The 16,084-nt window shown below is 48.8% G+C and carries 13 protein-coding genes; 9 read left to right on the forward strand and 4 right to left on the reverse strand.

Annotated features, from left to right (window positions below; genetic code table 11):
- Positions 1-708: 708 nt before the first annotated feature.
- Together ARB69_RS17790 and ARB69_RS17795 are read left to right on the forward strand one after the other, a co-directional pair.
- Entirely contained in the window at positions 709-1,380 is a 672-nt protein-coding gene (locus ARB69_RS17790; protein ID WP_055154567.1) for a response regulator transcription factor, read from the forward strand.
- Positions 1,377-2,396: a sensor histidine kinase gene (locus tag ARB69_RS17795; protein WP_055154568.1), complete on the forward strand. Its 1,020-nt coding sequence runs from the start codon at positions 1,377-1,379 to the stop codon at positions 2,394-2,396. Before ARB69_RS17790 ends, ARB69_RS17795 begins: the two co-directional genes overlap by 4 nt.
- 151 nt (positions 2,397-2,547) lie before the next feature.
- On the opposite strand, the gene ARB69_RS17800 is transcribed toward ARB69_RS17795, so the two are convergent.
- Positions 2,548-3,087, reverse strand: coding sequence for a BMC domain-containing protein (locus ARB69_RS17800; RefSeq protein ID WP_025657787.1), 540 nt, complete (start codon positions 3,085-3,087; stop codon positions 2,548-2,550).
- A 15-nt stretch (positions 3,088-3,102) separates the two neighbouring features.
- Positions 3,103-4,452, reverse strand: coding sequence for a 4Fe-4S dicluster domain-containing protein (locus ARB69_RS17805; protein ID WP_050642592.1), 1,350 nt, complete (start codon positions 4,450-4,452; stop codon positions 3,103-3,105).
- 334 nt (positions 4,453-4,786) lie between these two features.
- On the opposite strand from ARB69_RS17805, the gene ARB69_RS17810 reads away from it, so the two are divergent.
- The 5 genes from ARB69_RS17810 to ARB69_RS17830 all read left to right on the forward strand — a co-directional run bounded on the left by ARB69_RS17810 (position 4,787) and on the right by ARB69_RS17830 (position 12,158).
- Complete coding sequence (locus tag ARB69_RS17810) at positions 4,787-5,548, forward strand: ABC transporter ATP-binding protein (protein WP_055154584.1); 762 nt, start codon at positions 4,787-4,789, stop codon at positions 5,546-5,548.
- Complete coding sequence (locus tag ARB69_RS17815) at positions 5,548-7,521, forward strand: ABC transporter permease (protein WP_055154569.1); 1,974 nt, start codon at positions 5,548-5,550, stop codon at positions 7,519-7,521. Before ARB69_RS17810 ends, ARB69_RS17815 begins: the two co-directional genes overlap by 1 nt.
- A gap of 544 nt (positions 7,522-8,065) precedes the next feature.
- Positions 8,066-9,013: an AAA family ATPase gene (locus ARB69_RS17820; protein WP_055154570.1), complete on the forward strand. Its 948-nt coding sequence runs from the start codon at positions 8,066-8,068 to the stop codon at positions 9,011-9,013.
- A gap of 8 nt (positions 9,014-9,021) precedes the next feature.
- The gene (locus ARB69_RS17825) at positions 9,022-10,077 is read left to right on the forward strand and encodes a DUF58 domain-containing protein (RefSeq protein ID WP_055154571.1); all 1,056 of its coding nucleotides are present in this window, start codon (positions 9,022-9,024) and stop codon (positions 10,075-10,077) included.
- A gap of 14 nt (positions 10,078-10,091) precedes the next feature.
- Positions 10,092-12,158 carry a transglutaminase-like domain-containing protein gene (locus ARB69_RS17830; protein WP_055154572.1) on the forward strand — a complete coding sequence of 689 codons (2,067 nt, stop codon included), beginning with the start codon at positions 10,092-10,094 and terminating at the stop codon, positions 12,156-12,158.
- 421 nt (positions 12,159-12,579) lie between these two features.
- On the opposite strand, the gene ARB69_RS17835 is transcribed toward ARB69_RS17830, so the two are convergent.
- Positions 12,580-14,196, reverse strand: coding sequence for an ABC1 kinase family protein (locus ARB69_RS17835; RefSeq protein WP_055154573.1), 1,617 nt, complete (start codon positions 14,194-14,196; stop codon positions 12,580-12,582).
- Positions 14,197-14,208: 12 nt separating this feature from the next.
- On the reverse strand, positions 14,209-14,709 hold the full coding sequence (locus ARB69_RS17840; RefSeq protein WP_070102484.1) for a phasin family protein: 501 nt from the start codon (positions 14,707-14,709) through the stop codon (positions 14,209-14,211).
- 321 nt (positions 14,710-15,030) lie between these two features.
- On the opposite strand from ARB69_RS17840, the gene ARB69_RS17845 reads away from it, so the two are divergent.
- Positions 15,031-15,471, forward strand: coding sequence for a GNAT family N-acetyltransferase (locus tag ARB69_RS17845; protein WP_050642585.1), 441 nt, complete (start codon positions 15,031-15,033; stop codon positions 15,469-15,471).
- A 170-nt stretch (positions 15,472-15,641) separates the two neighbouring features.
- Entirely contained in the window at positions 15,642-15,986 is a 345-nt protein-coding gene (locus tag ARB69_RS17850) for a cupin domain-containing protein (protein WP_050642584.1), read from the forward strand.
- The last annotated feature ends 98 nt before the right edge of the window (positions 15,987-16,084 follow it).

The following is a 16,084-nucleotide window of genomic DNA, read 5'->3' on the forward strand; positions in this document are numbered from 1 at the left end:
GATGATTTCTCGCGCTGGGTCAGCTGATTTTTGGATTCGGAATCCAAAAATCTCTCCATTTTCAGGGCTGTTTCCCACCAAGAATTTCTAAGGCCCGCTTAGAGCGTTTTTGAAAGGACATGGATGTTCTCCGGGAGGTTTTCAGCTATCCCTTCATGGAGCTGGCGCATCCAACCGGCAGGAAAAAGCTCGTTTCTAAGGAGGGGCCTCAAACGGGGGCAGCGTATGGATATAGAATTGGCGGGACTTTTATGTCCCCAGTAGGTGTATATAAGCAAGGTGATACGGCTTCCAGTTCATACACATCTGGAAGATGAAAAGATATGCATAGCCAATCCACATCCGCTGCCCTGGTCCGGGATCCCACCCGCTGCCCTGGTCCGGGATCCCACCCGGTTGGCGGGCTTTCCTACCGATTGGATGAACCAGCTTTATGACAGGGAGGCCGCGGAGGTGTTGGGGCTGTTCTAGAAACACTTAGCAGCACGGGTGCATATCGCAACGGCATATACAGCCCCAGCACTTCCCCGGCCTCCCTGTCATGAAGCGTCCCCATCCGTCGACTAGGCTAAAACTAGCCGACTAAAATTAGGTATTGTGATATGCAAAAGAAGCAGAGTATAATAGGAGAAGAAAGATGACAGTAAATAACAGAAATTGTGTGAGATTTGCACAGGGGTCTGACCCCTTTGCAAAGGAGAGGGCATTATGTATAAGATTTTAATTGTAGAAGACGATCTGACAATTGCGAAGACGATTGAGGCACACCTGGTGAAATGGGACTATGAGGTGAGATGCATCAAGGATTTTAAAAATGTCCAGGAGGAGTTTATTGCGTTTGAGCCTCAGCTTGTGCTGATGGATATATTGCTCCCATTTTATAATGGATTCCACTGGTGTACGCAGATCCGGGCGATATCGAAAGTACCGATGATCTTCCTGTCCTCCGCCAGCGATAATATGAATATTGTTATGGCCATGAATATGGGCGGGGATGATTTTATTGAGAAACCATTTGACCTGAATGTGCTTACGGCGAAGATCCAGGCGCTTCTGCGCAGGACTTATTCATTCCAGGGGCAGCTGAATGTGCTGGAGTACAAAGGCGTCATTTTGAATTTGAACGATGCCGCTTTAACATACGAGGGCAGGAAACTGGATTTGACGAAAAATGATTTTAAAATCCTCCAGATATTGATGGAAAATGCGGGAAAGATTGTGAAGCGCGAGCGGATTATGGAACGTCTTTGGGAAAGCGATGAGTTTATAGATGACAATACATTGACGGTTAATATTACGAGGCTGCGCAGAAAACTGGAGGGAATCGGAATCACGGACTTTATCTGTACAAAGAAAGGGATTGGGTATCTGCTGGAATGAAGAAAAAACTGGGCTTTTTTATAAAATCTAGATTAAAATATATGATCCTGTTGCTTCTTATACTTGGGATATTCTGGCTTGTTCTGTACCTGTATAACATCAGGTCAGATGCACTGGGATATGCGGTACTGCTTTCTGCTGTGTTGTCTGCAGTGTTTGCAGTGTGCGATTTTACCGGCTTCTGCCGCCATGTTGAAAAGGTAAAGGAAGCGCAGGCGGCCCTGCCGTACGAGTGGCGAGAGGCGCCTTCTACGACAGATCTGACGGAATTACTGTACCGTGAAAAGCTACAAATTTTGTTTGATTATAAAGAAGAAATGGAAACAGGGGCCCGCATTGGGAGACAGGAGATGTTGGACTATTACGGCCTGTGGGCCCATCAGATTAAGACCCCCCTGGCGGCTATGCGCCTGCTGCTGCAGTCATTTGAGGAAGGGGAGATCGAGGAGGAGGCAGAGCTGATCCGACCAATGAAGATGGAGCTGTTCAAGACGGAACAGTATGTGGAAATGGTGCTTTCTTATCTGCGGATGGGGGATATGTCATCCGATCTGTCTCTGCAGTGGTACTCCATTGATGATATCGTTCGCCAGGCGGTGCGCAAATATTCTCAGCTTTTCATATTGAAAAAAATCCATCTCAGTTATCAGAAATGTGAGGGAATGGTATTGACGGATGAAAAGTGGTTCCTTCTCGTCCTGGAACAGCTGCTGTCAAATGCCTTGAAATATACAGGTCAGGGTACCATTTCCATATATATGGAGCCGGGGCCGGAAGAAGTGCTTGTAATAGAAGATACAGGCATCGGTATCCAGGCGGAAGACCTGCCCAGAATATTTGAAAAGGGATTTACGGGATACAATGGGAGAAAGGATAAAAAGTCAACGGGTATCGGATTATATCTCTGCAAATCCATCTGTGACAAATTAAACCACGGCCTGACCGCTGAATCTGAAGTCGGAAGAGGCACAAAGATACGGCTGTATCTGCACCGGGAACCTCTGGTTACAGAGTAGTAAGAAACTGCGGTAGAAAATAAAGTAAAAAAGAAGCTCTGCCATGAAGGTTCCCACCATGGCAGAACTTTTCTTTATATAAATAGGAAAGTGCTCAGAACTTTCCTATTCCACTTTGTTCAACGATAAAACGCCTTAACTCGGCATTTCTTTACATCAGTGCCTCAAACAGTTTCTCAGTCGGCCGTGGAATAACCACACTGTTAACCATCAGTTCGCTTACAGCCTCCGCAGCCTTAACTGCAGCCGTCACAGCGCTGACATCGCCGCACATGGTAACAAATCCCTTGCCGCCTACGGCAAAACCGGTGCGGATCTCGATCAGATGAATATCGGCAGCTTTCGCAGCGGTATCCGCCGCTACAATTGCAGAAGATACGGAATAGAACTCAATCACGCCCACAGCTCCGGTGGTCGGAACCTGTGAGGTATTACTGATCGCTGGCATCAGCTGGTCGCTGATATTGGGGATCAGCAATTTATCTACCAGGAATGGCCCTGCTATCTCTTCCCCTACATTCATAGCAGCATTCACGCTGCTGGTATCACCGCCGATAATGATGAGATATTTACCGGGGCAGATCGTGGATGACCTTAATAATTCAACCTCTGCGGCCTTGAGTACATGGTCGCAGGTCTCAATTCCTTTCGCTATACTGGACAATTCTAACATTCCTACTGAATTTCCCATTTTTAAATTCCTCCATTAGTTTACATTTATTCGAATACCGTTTGGTGCTGCTTCGGTGACTGTCCCGTTCACGCTTGCGTGAATATTGGCTGACAGCGCTTTTTCATCTGCCTGACCGATTAAGTCGCCTTTATGTATGGTGTCGCCGGCTTTAACAACTGCTGCCGCCGGCTTGCCGATATGCTGTGATAATGGAATGAATACTTCCCTGGGAAATAGTTCCGTACAGCTGTGTGCATGCAGCCCATTATATTTTCCGAGCCCCAGACGTGCGATCAGGCGGTCGGTTGGAATCCGGTTGAGATCAATCGTCGGCCTTGCCGTCGGATCCGGAGTCTTATCGATCATAATTCCGCGTTCACGAAGCTGTACCTTCATATAATCATTCACTTGTCTCGGGGAGAGTCCCATTGGACATGAGAACATCTCACAGACGCCGCAGCTGCAGCAGTTCACTGCATCGCCGTAGCATTTTGCGAATTCTTCGTTGGAATCAATCGTCTCTTCTCTCCAGACATTTCTCATGACAAGATGAGGCTTGATGCTGTGTCCGATCTGGAAACGCGGGCACAGATCTGTACACATTCTGCACTGGATACAGGCGCTTCTCGCCTGATGCTTAATCCTCTGGATGGAAACCTGTGTTCTCCTGATCAGATAGTGGTCCTTCGGGAGAACGATGATGTTGCCGGTTGTCTTTGTCACGACCTGCTGGTCAATGGCGCTGTCATCTGCAAAGACCTTCCCCATCATAGGGCCGCCGAGAATGACGGCATAATCGGAGATCACAGGCTGCGCCGCCTCGATGCATGTTCTGACGGATGTTCCGATGGGCACCTTCAGCATAATGGGTTCCTTCACTTCGCCGACAACGGATAAATACTTGTCCGTTACCTTGTCACCGTTTGTCAGTGCACGGTAAATGCCAATCACGGTTCCCACGTTATCCACGACGGCACCGACTTCAATCGGAATGCCGCGCTCAGGGACGGTCCTGCCGGTAACCTGCTGCACGATAATCTGTTCATCCCCGGCGGGATAGAAGGTTCTCATCTCAAAAATCTCGATATCTGCATTATTTTTTTCAATTGCCTCTCTTAAAGCGGCAATTTCGGCTTTGTATTTAGCTTTGAGCGCTATGTAAGACTTCTTTGCCTCGAGATGTCCGGCAATATACATGACTCCTTTAATTAACTCATCGGCAAAGGTTCTGCACAGATACTTGTCAGTCTCAATCAATGGTTCACATTCGGCGGCATTGACGATAAAATACTCGGCCTTAGTGTTCAACTTCACATGCGTAGGAAATCCTGCCCCGCCGGCCCCTACAATACCGGCATCTTTTACTGTTTCAATTAAACTCATAGCTTCTTTCTCCATTCATTGATTTTCGCGAAAGCAGCAGGCCTTTTACGGAATAATCGTGCAATACACAGCGATTCCGGGGAGACAGCTGCCCGCGGGGCCAAAGGATATTTGGCCTTGTGGACATAGGATGTGTTTATCTGATAAAATAATAACACAGTGCCATCATATCATATTTTTCGTAAAAGCAACAGAGAAAAATGACCGAATCTTACAAAAACGTAAGGATTTCCCCGGGTTTTGAAAGGCAAAGTTATGGATGGAGACAGTGCTGGTGCCTTATAATATGTGCATAGACAGGAAAACAATGAGGAAAGAAAGGCAGGAAAGCTTTATGTCATTATTAGATGTGAAAAATGTAAAAAAGATTTATACAACCAGATTCGGAGGCAGTCAGGTGCAGGCCCTTGCGGACGTCACCTTTTCCATAGAGCCGAGGGAATACGTGGCAATCATGGGCGAATCCGGTTCCGGAAAAACGACATTGCTGAACATCCTGGCATCTTTGGATAAACCTACCAGCGGAAAAGTACTTCTGAAAGGACGTGACTTAAGTACTATAAAAGACAGGGAAATGGCGGCATTCAGAAGGCAGAACCTGGGCTTCGTCTTCCAGGACTTCAACCTGCTGGACACCTTTTCACTGGAAGACAATATCTACCTTCCGCTGGTTCTGGCGGGGAAAAAATACGAAGAAATGAGACACAGGCTGGAGCCCATAGCCGCCCAGCTTGGAATCACAGATCTGCTGAAAAAATTCCCCTACGAAGTCTCCGGAGGGCAGAAACAGCGTGCGGCTGTTGCCAGGGCTCTGATCACGAGACCCCAGCTGATCCTCGCTGATGAACCGACGGGAGCGCTGGATTCCAGAGCTTCGGACGACCTGATGAATCTTTTCAACACAATCAATCAGAACGGGCAGACCATTCTGATGGTAACACACAGTGTAAAAGCCGCAAGCAGTGCGAACCGCGTCATGTTTATCAAGGATGGGCAGGTCTACCACCAGATATACAGAGGCAATCAGACAAATGAGGAAATGTACCAGAAAATCTCCGCGGCGCTGACTGTCTTAAGCACAGGGGGTGAGCAGTAATGTTTTATCCAAAGCTTGCATTAACAAACTTAAAAAAGAACGGAAAGACTTACATCCCCTACCTGCTGACCTGTGTGCTGACAGTCATGATGTTCTACGTGATGAATGCCATCAGCAGGAATACAGGGCTGGATCAGATGCAGGGTGCAGATACACTGAGGCTGGTTCTCAGATGGGCGGTTACGATTACGGGAATATTTTCCGTGGTATTTCTGTTTTATACGAACAGTTTCCTGGTTAAACAGAGAAAAAAGGAATTCGGGCTATATCAGGTGCTGGGGATGGATAAGGGCAACCTGACCAAAATGATGGCATGGGAATCAATCCTAACAACCCTAATCAGTATCCTTTTGGGTCTGGTGCTGGGCGTTCTGCTTGGAAAGCTCATGTTTCTGATTTTATTGAAAATGATCCATTTTGAGGTTCCACTGAAGTTTGCGGTAGAACCGGCGGCCATGATCGGCACCATTGTACTGTTTCTTATTACGTTTGCGATAACTTTTATCTTCAATCTGTTTCAGGTGCAGAAGGCCAATCCGATCGAGCTGCTGCACGGCGGCAGCCAGGGAGAAAAAGAACCAAAGACAAAGTGGCTGTTCGCGCTGATCGGGGCGGTGAACCTTGGAATCGGCTACTATATTGCGCAGACCACGGACTCCCCGCTGGCAGCCATAGGTAAGTTCTTCACGGCAGTCATCCTTGTAATTATAGGAACATACTGTCTGTTTACTGCCGGAAGTATTGCTGTCCTGAAAATTCTGAAAAAGAATAAAAAGTTTTACTATCAGAGCAGGCATTTCACCGCCGTATCGGGAATGATATACAGAATGAAACAAAATGCAGTGGGACTTGCAAATATCTGTATCTTAAGCACTATAGTCCTGGTCATGATTTCCGTTTCCGTTTCGCTATATGCAGGCATGGAGAATCTGCTGGCAACGCGTTTTCCTACGGACATGGATGTGATGGTTTTTGACGCGTCACAGGAAAATCGGGACAAGACGGACCATATTATAGAAGAAGAGACAAAAAAAGCCGGGGTAAAGATAGAAGACCGAAAATCATACAGTTCCGGAAGCTTTACTGTAATATATGACGAAATAAACAGTACGGTTCTGCTGGAAGAAAAGCCGGATAAATCTTACACAACAGAAGACTTCAGATGGCTGGAGATCATCCCCTTATCAGACTACAACAGGCTGGAGGGAACCAATGAGACACTGGAGCGAGATGAAGTACTGATCCATATGTCCGGCGGAGAATGGAAGTCAGACGTGCTGCAGATAGAGGATGTATCCTATAAAGTAAAAAAGGCGGTCAGCCTGAAAGAAGAGGCAGAGAATGAAGTTTCCGGAGCAGTGGAGGGAATGGTCGTAGTGATGTCAGATATACAGCAGATCGCAGACCTAAAACAGCAATACGGCTATGAAGGTGCAGACACGATCATCTATTCCGATTCCTTCAACATGAGCGGAAAGGAAGAAGATAAAAATACAGCTGCAAAAGCAATAGAGCAGCGTCTGGCAAAAGAGGTTGCAGAATCACGCATCGAGTACAGAGAAGCCTACAGAGGAGAGTTTTATGTAATGTATGGCGGATTCTTATTCCTTGGCGTATTTGTAGGTGCATTATTCCTGATGGCCACTGTCCTGATTATCTATTACAAGCAGATATCTGAGGGCTACGACGACCGCGGCCGCTACCAGATCATGCAGAAAGTAGGAATGAGCAAAAAAGAAGTAAGACGTTCCATCAAAACCCAGGTACTAATGGTCTTCTTTCTGCCATTGATTGCAGCCATTATCCATGTAGCCTTCGCCTTCAAAACGGTTACAAAACTGCTGGCGGTCATGAACCTCACAAACGTACACCTGTTTTTCCTGTGTACCGTGGGAACGGTACTCATATTCGCAGTATTTTACGCAGCCATCTTCCTAATAACCTCCAAACAATATTATAGGATTGTGCAGTGAAGGCATTTTGGCGGTTGAGGGGACGCTTCAGGAACCGGACATAGGGGCATCTGGAGACGAGGTACAGCGGTAAACTGGAGTAAAGCAAAATAGAAGGAAAACCGGGGCAACCTGGCCACATCACGCGAAGCCCTGATGGCTTCGCGCGCTGGGGCCAGGGATTTTTGTGATTCGGAATCACAAAAATCACCCCGGTTTTCCTTCTATTTTACTTAACTCCAGCTAACCGCCGTAAGACGCCTCCAGATGCCCCTATGTCCGGTTCCTGAAGCTGGTGCATCAAGACGGTAGAAGTGGCTTCACTGACGGGGGATCTTGGCGGGGGCAGTGGATGGAATCGATGAAGCGGGAAGGAATGGCTGGGGTAGTAGATTTCGTAAAAGGGCAGGATATCTATAAAGGTAAAGGGGGCTTTAATATACGCATAGCCAGTTTCATCCGCCCCCGTAGTCCCTCCCGCCCCAGACAGGCGAATCCATTCCCCAAACCTTTCGATTATATGATATAATTTGGGGAACAAGTATTTGTCAGGAGGAGGCGTTTTATGTCTGATTATAGAGAGGCTATTGATGCGGTGCTTCAAGAGGTCGGCAGGGCCGTTGTTGGGAAAGAGGAGATTACGGAAAAGATTATGATGGCGATTCTGGCCGGGGGGCATATTTTAGTGGAGGATATTCCGGGGATGGGAAAGACTACCATGGCCCTTGCTTTTTCTAAAGCTATGGGGCTTGAGGAGAAGCGGGTCCAGTTTACTCCGGATGTGCTTCCTGCCGACCTGACAGGGTTTACGCTGTATCAGAAGGCGACGGAGCAGTTTGTGTACCAGCCGGGGGCGGTGATATGCAATCTGCTGCTGGCGGATGAGATCAACAGGACCTCGCCAAAGACGCAGTCCGCTCTATTGGAGGTTATGGAGGAAAAACAGGTGACCGTGGATGGGGTGACCAGAAAAACGGGGAATCCTTTTATTGTGATCGCTACGGAGAATCCCGCCGGTTCTGCGGGAACACAGCTGCTTCCGGAGTCTCAGCTGGATCGTTTTATGATCTGTGTCAGTATGGGGTATCCGAGCGTGAAAGAAGAAGTAGAGATTATGAAGAGAAACCAGTCAGGGCGGAGTACCGGGCCCGTAAGACGGGTGATGACGGCGGAGCTGCTTGTGCGGGCACAGGAGGAAGTGAAAAATCTGTTTATACATGACGCCGTATACACTTATATTGCCCAGCTGGCAAAGGCCACCAGAGGCGGAGAACACATTGCGATGGGGCTGAGCCCGAGGGGAACCGTGGCCATGGCGGCTATGGCTAAGGCCGGCGCTTATATGAGGGGCCGGGAGTATGTGATTCCAGATGATGTGGCGGATGTGTTTCAATGTGTGGCAGGGCACAGGGTACTGCTCAGCACCAAAGCAAAGGTCGGGCATATCCGGACGGAAGATGTACTGGAACAGATCCTGGAAGAAGTGAAGCCACCGGTTATGAAAAGGCGTTAGGTGACGGCATGATAAGACGAACAGTTGGATATGCGGCGGCGGTTCTGGTAACCGGGTATCTGTTCCTGATGTATGATACTCCGGCCCTTTCAGCCGCTTTAGTGCTGGAAATCCTGTATCCCGTTGTTTCATTTGCCTGTCTGCACAACATGTCTGCCAGATTGACGGCGGGGATCGGTAAGGTTCCGGCTATGGGGGAGAAAAACCAGAAAATCAGGGTGAAATTATGGGTGTATAATACCTCCAGGATCTGGAATGGGAAATATGAACTTCGGGTGAAGATCGGCGGAAGAAATTCTGGTCAGATGACGGTAAAAAAGATGTCCGGAATGCTGGAGCCGGGCAGAAAAAAAGCGCTTCCGTTTTATTTTACATCGGAATACTGCGGAAGCATGGAAGTCGCGTTGGACGGTATGAAAATCTTCGACTTTTTCGGGTTGTTTTACAGAACCATTCCCCTTGCGGATAAGGCTTATGTAGGGATCATGCCCAAGGCAGGGCTGATGCCTTTGGAAATTACGAGACGAACCCGGGAGTTTCTGGCCGATGCGGATGAATATTCCGTAGAGAAAAGCGGGGATGATCCCTCTGAAATCTATCAGATCAGGGAATACCGCCCATGGGATTCTGTACACGATATCCACTGGAAGCTGACAGCCAAGGAAGATGCACTGATGGTGAAGGAATACAGCTTTCCCCTGGGATGTGTCGTGCTGGTCTGGATGGAGTATCCGAAAAAAGGGCAGAGCAGTGAGGGATTCAGTAAAATGCTGGAATCAGCCGCTTCCCTGTGCATGACGCTGGCGGGGGAGAAATGTATTCATATGGCTGCCTGGTTTGAAGAGAAGAATATGAGAATTGTGAAATGGAAGGTCAGCAGTGAGGAGACTGTGCACGGCCTTTTGTGGAGAATGCTGGAAATGGAGCCGTATACGGATGACAATATGCGCAAAGCCTGCTATGAAGATGCATTCCGCGGGGAGCATTTCAGCAGTATTGTTAAAATCGACGGACAGGGCGGGATAACCGTCGATGGTGAAAAGCAGGAATTACTGCAGCTTTAGGGAGGAGACTGCCGATGAAAAACAGAAAAGAATGCAAATCAGGCATCAGGCTGTTTGAACAGAAGAGCAGAGAGACATCCGGGGGAATAAACCGGATCAGTCTGTTTGCGGCAAGAGCATTGTCTGCGGGCTTTCTTGCCGCGGCATGGTGGGAGAGCCTGCTGTCCGTGTTCCCCCTGCATGTATTAAAAGCCTGGCTGTACGGCTGCCTTTTTCTGCTGTCCATATTCTGGCTGTGGTTGTGGGGAAGCAGGGGAAAGAAAAAAATACTGTATCTGGCTGCAGGAGGCGCGGCCCTGATATTTCTGGCATGGAAAAACCGTGTGCCTGCCATAGCAGTAGTGAATTCACTGGCGAATGCCTATCTGCGTATTCACGAGGAGGGCAGTGTGCCGCTTCTTCTCTATGAAGTGCCTGAGGTCTCCAAGGTCCTGCTGGCCGTGGGGATTGCGGCAGCCACCATACCAATCATAGCGGTATTTTCCCTCGTTCTGGTCCGCGGAAAAGGAAAGGCGGCCGTCATAGTGCTGCTTTTAATTCCGGCAATCCTTTCTGCCACGGAAGGTTATTTTCCATCGGTGAGATCCTGTGGTCTGCTGGTTTTGGCCTGCGGTATCTATTTTGCCATAGGAACAGGCAGTACAGCGAGATCTGTCTGGGGAAATGCATTGACAGCCGCGGTGCTGGTCTCTGTGCTCTGCGCAGTCTCCTGGGGAGCAGCAGGCCGGATCGAGGCACATAAGACCGTAGAAAATGGGGTGTATATCCGGGCACAGGCAGCAATCGAGAAACATGTCATCCAGAGGCTGGAAGAGGCTGCCGGTGCATCAAAAGAAGAGGAAGAACCAAAAGAAAAAGAAGAAGAGAAGCCGGAAGAGCCAAAGGATACTGCACCGGAGGAAAACCAGGATAACGAAATACAGAACGAGGAAGATACCCAGGAAGGACTGTTTCCAAACGCAGGAGGAACGACAGCCGGAATCCCCCATGACCTGTTTTCACCGGATCAGTCAACAAGCCTGCAGAACATCGGATATTTTCAGCCGGGAGACGGAAAAGGACTTGTAGTAGCGTCTCCAACCCGCCCCGAGAGCACCGTTTATCTGCCGCTGACGTTCGGCGCAGTCTATCAGGACAGTACGTGGAAAGCTCCGGAAGAGAATGATGAGATACCAAATCAATATAGAGGATATCCAGGAAATCTGACCCGTCTGATCAGCCTGTGCGAAAAACAAGAGACCCATTCAGCAGAGGAAGCCGCAGAATTTATACAGAAAGAGTTTGAGGAAAATACGGTATACGATTATGAGCCCGGGGCCACCCCTTCGGGGCAGGACTTTGCCGAATACTTCCTGTTTGAAAACAAAAAGGGATTCTGTGTCCATTTTGCAACAACGGCCGTCCTGATGTACCGTATCATGGGATACACAGCCAGGTATGCCGAGGGCTACGCCATCCCTCCATCGGCCTATAAAGAGCAGCCGGACGGTTCCTACCGTGCAGAAGTAACGGGCGACATGGGCCATGCCTGGTGTGAAACCTATGAAGACAAATGGGTCATAAGAGAGCACACCCTCCCATACACCGGAGACAGCCAGGCAGCAGTACCGCCCGCATCCGCCAGCAAACCCGCAGTAAGCCGTCCGGTCTTATCGAAGCCGGCCCAGGCCATCCTTACAGCCCACCTGCTGGCATTCCTGTGCACAATCCTAACAGCAACACAGGCTGCCGTGCGAAGAAAAAAGAAAGCAAACGCCCTACAAAAATACGCCCAGGGCAGGGGCATAATCGAGATCTGCCTGGCCTTCTGCGCGGCCGCCGCCGTCCTGGGCACAAACATAAAAACCCCATTCAGCACAGATTCCTTCGAGACCCTAAAAAAGGTCCTGCCCGCCCTGACCGAACAAGACTGCAATACCCTCCGGCAGGCCGCCCAAAAAGCAATGTACGACAAAACCCCGCCCCCAAAAGAAACCCACCAAAACTTATACGCCCTTTACCTAAAAACATCAAAACACATCCAAAAAGACCTGCCCCTAATCAAAAAGCTCCAATACCGCTATATAAAATGCCTGCCCTAATCAAAATCAAAACAATATATAAGCAAGCAAAATCCTCTTGTCCTAATACAGCCCCGCCATTCATCCCCACCCATCCAAGCCACAAAATACCGACTTTCACTCCCTCCGGTAGGATGCGCCCAGCTTTGCGGAAGGCGAACCGGGAGGGGCCGGGAAGGCGTGTGCTGTTTTGCATAGCGTAGAGCGGGCTTACCGGCAGTTAGAGGAACAACAAAGGATTGCAGGGATGGAAATTGCTCACCAAAGCAATTTCCAAAGAGGCCTGAGCCGTCTAAGCATCGGCTTAGACGGTGAATGCCGCTGTTTCCCTGCAATCCTTTGTTGTTCCTCTTACTGCCGGTTAGCCCGCGGGTCGTAATGCAAAACAGCACACGCCTTCCCGGCCCCTCCCGGTTCGCCTTCCGCGAAGTGCCCCCTCCCCCTACTTCCGCCGCGCCAGCAATATCCTGACAATCAATCCAACGATGATAACCGCAGAGATCGTATACCCCAAAAAGCTGATCCAAGGTATCCCGAACCACTGTGGAATTGTGCGTACATGAATAATCATTCCGGAGCCAATGAATAGAGCAGCCGCCAGTATACTCAGAATAAACCGGTCAGCCGTTTTATGAATATCGGCGCGTATCTCCTCGGAATCAGAAAGCTGCAGATTCAGCTGGGCCTGTCCATTCTTGGTAATATTAAGCAGATCAGAAATCTGTGCCGGAATCTCCATGGACTTATCCATAGAAGTATAGAGCTGGCGTCCCTTATGCCTGAGCAGCTTTTTTATATCCAGTTCTTTCAGCAGGAGCGTGGACATGTGCATGGAAAGAATCTGCAGAATATTGACGTCCGGGGCACAGGCTGCCAGCGTTCCCTCCATCGTGACCATGCTCCGTCCGAGCAGCGTAATGTCCGGGGTAATTGCCAAACGGTGTTCCTTCACAAGAGAAAGCATGCGCTCAATTAATTCTCCCAGCTTCATTGTTCCGAAATCCATGGACATATATTTGCTTAAAATATCATCAATGTCTGTATAAAGTCTGGCATGGTTGACGCGTTCCTGGGGTTCCCCGAATGCCAGAAGCACATTCTTCAGAGAATAGATATCGTGTTCCAGAATCGCCGTGATCGCCTTCTTGAGCAGCTGTTTGTTGTGTTCAGTCAGCCTGCCCGTCATCCCTAGGTCAAGCCAGGCGATCTGTCCGCCGGCTACCCAGAGATTGCCTGGATGGGGATCCGCATGAAAAAAACCATCCTCGAGTATCTGCTTACAGTAGTTTTCGGCAGCCTTCTGGCCGATCTCTGTCATATCATAGCCAAGCTCTTGGAGGCGTACTGTCTCGTCGATCTGTATTCCGTCAATATACTCCATCACAAGCAGCCGCGGAGTAGTGAACTCATGAAATACTTTTGGACAGGTGACATACACAATATCCCTCTGGTTCTCATAAAAAAGATTCAGGTTTGCAGCTTCCTGAAGAAAATCTATTTCTTCCCGGGTGGTCTTCCAGAGTTCATCCAGAATCGTCCTGAAATCAATCAGGTCTTCCGTTCCTATAGCCAGTTTCAGAATACCAGCGGCCTTTTTTAGAAGCAGAATATCGTCCTGCATGATCTCTTTTATGGCCGGCCGCTGTATTTTAATAACGACCTTTGTACCATCCTTCAGGACTGCGGGGTGCACCTGGGCAATCGAAGCAGAGCCGAGAGGAGTCTCCTCAATCTGTGAGAAGATATTTCCCGCCGGCTCTTTGAGCTCTTCTTCGATGACTCCAGACACAACGGAATAGGGCAGGGGGCTCACCTCTGTGCGCAGCTTCGTCAGCTCACGGCAGTAATTTTCCGGAAGCATATCTGAACGCATGGACATAATCTGCCCAAGTTTTACATAAGTTGGGCCCAAATCTTCCAGAATCTCGCGGAGCTTAGCCGGGGTGAGCCCACGGGTTATGTGATGTTTACCAAGTACCTGCAGGATCTCCCGCAGGCGCTTTTGGGAAGCAGGGGGTTCTGCCTGGGATGTCTCCGGGGTTACGATTGTTTCATTCATAGGCAGAACCTGCTATTGGGGGTCCTGAGGGACAGCAGCTTCTGCTTCCTCTGCCGGGCTGTCCTCAGTACAGGGGTCTTCCCCTGCCGGGCTGTCCTCAGTGTCGACAGCTTCTTCCGCTGCTTTACAAGAGTCATCGCTATCCTCATCCATGGCCCCGTCCCCGGACTTTTCCTCTGCAGCTTCTTTGGCGGCTTTCTCTGCAGCTTTTTGTGCTGCGGCTTTTTCGACCTCTGCGATTTTGGCCTTGAGTGCTTCCAGCTCATCCTCTTTCATATGGTCTACTGCGGTCATTGCATCTTTGTATTCCTTCACAACTGTGACAGACACATGCTCCTTCATCTTTTCCTTGGCGTTTTTTTTCAATTCTTCATTGAGGACTTTTCCCTGCTCAACAGTAATCTCGCCTTTTTTTACCAGATTCTCAACCACATCTTTTGCCGTTTCCGCCGTAGTGGCTACCGCACCGACACCTGCAAGAAATATTTTCCTTAATCCTTCGTTTAATTCCATAAATATACCATCCTTTCTAGAGAATTCAGTCAATTAGTATAGAAATATTATAACACAAATCATGGAGATGATTTCTTAAAATTCCATAAGGAAGTTAAGAGGCCATTTTTCACGGGGACGCGCACCATTCTGCACGGCATCCGGGCCAATAAACTGATGGGTTAAGAGTAGACCTTTTCCGGGAAATATGATAGTATTAGGGCAGTGGAGCTGGAGAAGGACCGTGTGTTTTCGTGCCGGGAGTTTGTGGAGGCCGGAAATAGCGGCCAGGAAGAGCTGCTTCGAAAAAAAGACATTTGAAGGATACAACAGGAGGCATATATGATACGAGAAGTGAGACAGGAAGACAGAGAAGAATATTTGAAGATGGCCCATGATTTCTACCATTCACCGGCAGTGCTGCATCCGATACCGGATTCATACATTGAGAAAACCTTCGAGGAATGTATCAGCAGCGGAACTTATGGAAAGATTTATATGCTGGAATATGAGGGCAGCATGGCGGGGTACGGCCTGATCGCGAAGACATTTTCCCAGGAGGCCGGCGGGTATGTGTACTGGCTGGAAGAACTCTATATCCTGGAAGAATACCGCTCCAAGGGGCTGGGAAGCGAATTTTTTGCATACATGGAAGCACACAGAGAAGAGGGTGTCACACGCTTCCGCCTGGAAATAGAAGATGACAATACAAGAGCAAAAGCCCTTTATGAGAAACTGGGATATCAAGTTCTGGATTACCGACAGATGAAGAAAGATTTTTAGCATACATGTATACGATATTCCGCGGTTTACTGCGGATCCGCCCGGAGAGCATGAGTTACGGGGTGCCCTATGGGTATGCAATGTTCTGTGTTAGATTGAGAATGGGTTTAAAGCACAGATTACGTACGGAAGTAACCTGAATATACAGTAAAGAAAAGGAGGATTTCAATATGACAAAAGCAGGCGAAAGAAAGATTGAGACAGTAGAAAAAGCAAACGGAGGTGCAGGCTTCATCATGAAGGAAGCCCTGTTAAGCACAGAAGAGCTTGGAAACCACTGCAAAATGTTCTCAAAAGTAACGCTCAAGCCCAATTGTGAACTTGGCCATCACGAGCATCACGGAGAAACCGAAACGTACTACATTCTCTCTGGAAAGGGAATGTATGATGATAACGGAAAAGCGGTGCCAATAGAGGCCGGGGATGTAGTATACTGCAAAAACGGAGACGGACATGGAGTCAAAAATACGGGGGGAGAGGATCTTGTTTTTGTGGCGTTGATATTGGTGGAGTAGGACGCCTGATGGGAGCGGGCTGCATCAAATCGGTAGAAAACAAGACCTGGAAGCTCCCCAGACGGGAGCAGTGGATCGAGTCGGCAAGAACAAAGCAG

Source organism: Faecalicatena contorta (genome assembly GCF_001404335.1).
GTDB classification, from domain to species: Bacteria; Bacillota; Clostridia; order Lachnospirales; family Lachnospiraceae; genus Faecalicatena; species Faecalicatena contortus_B.

Bases quoted from the DNA above. Each gene is read 5' to 3' on its own strand.
- ARB69_RS17790 (WP_055154567.1), top strand. From the start codon at position 709: ATGTATAAGATTTTAATTGTAGAAGACGATCTGACAATTGCGAAGACG.
- ARB69_RS17795 (WP_055154568.1), top strand. From the start codon at position 1,377: ATGAAGAAAAAACTGGGCTTTTTTATAAAATCTAGATTAAAATATATG.
- ARB69_RS17800 (WP_025657787.1), bottom strand. From the start codon at position 3,087: ATGGGAAATTCAGTAGGAATGTTAGAATTGTCCAGTATAGCGAAAGGA.
- ARB69_RS17805 (WP_050642592.1), bottom strand. From the start codon at position 4,452: ATGAGTTTAATTGAAACAGTAAAAGATGCCGGTATTGTAGGGGCCGGC.
- ARB69_RS17810 (WP_055154584.1), top strand. From the start codon at position 4,787: ATGTCATTATTAGATGTGAAAAATGTAAAAAAGATTTATACAACCAGA.
- ARB69_RS17815 (WP_055154569.1), top strand. From the start codon at position 5,548: ATGTTTTATCCAAAGCTTGCATTAACAAACTTAAAAAAGAACGGAAAG.
- ARB69_RS17820 (WP_055154570.1), top strand. From the start codon at position 8,066: ATGTCTGATTATAGAGAGGCTATTGATGCGGTGCTTCAAGAGGTCGGC.
- ARB69_RS17825 (WP_055154571.1), top strand. From the start codon at position 9,022: ATGATAAGACGAACAGTTGGATATGCGGCGGCGGTTCTGGTAACCGGG.
- ARB69_RS17830 (WP_055154572.1), top strand. From the start codon at position 10,092: ATGAAAAACAGAAAAGAATGCAAATCAGGCATCAGGCTGTTTGAACAG.
- ARB69_RS17835 (WP_055154573.1), bottom strand. From the start codon at position 14,196: ATGAATGAAACAATCGTAACCCCGGAGACATCCCAGGCAGAACCCCCT.
- ARB69_RS17840 (WP_070102484.1), bottom strand. From the start codon at position 14,709: ATGGAATTAAACGAAGGATTAAGGAAAATATTTCTTGCAGGTGTCGGT.
- ARB69_RS17845 (WP_050642585.1), top strand. From the start codon at position 15,031: ATGATACGAGAAGTGAGACAGGAAGACAGAGAAGAATATTTGAAGATG.
- ARB69_RS17850 (WP_050642584.1), top strand. From the start codon at position 15,642: ATGACAAAAGCAGGCGAAAGAAAGATTGAGACAGTAGAAAAAGCAAAC.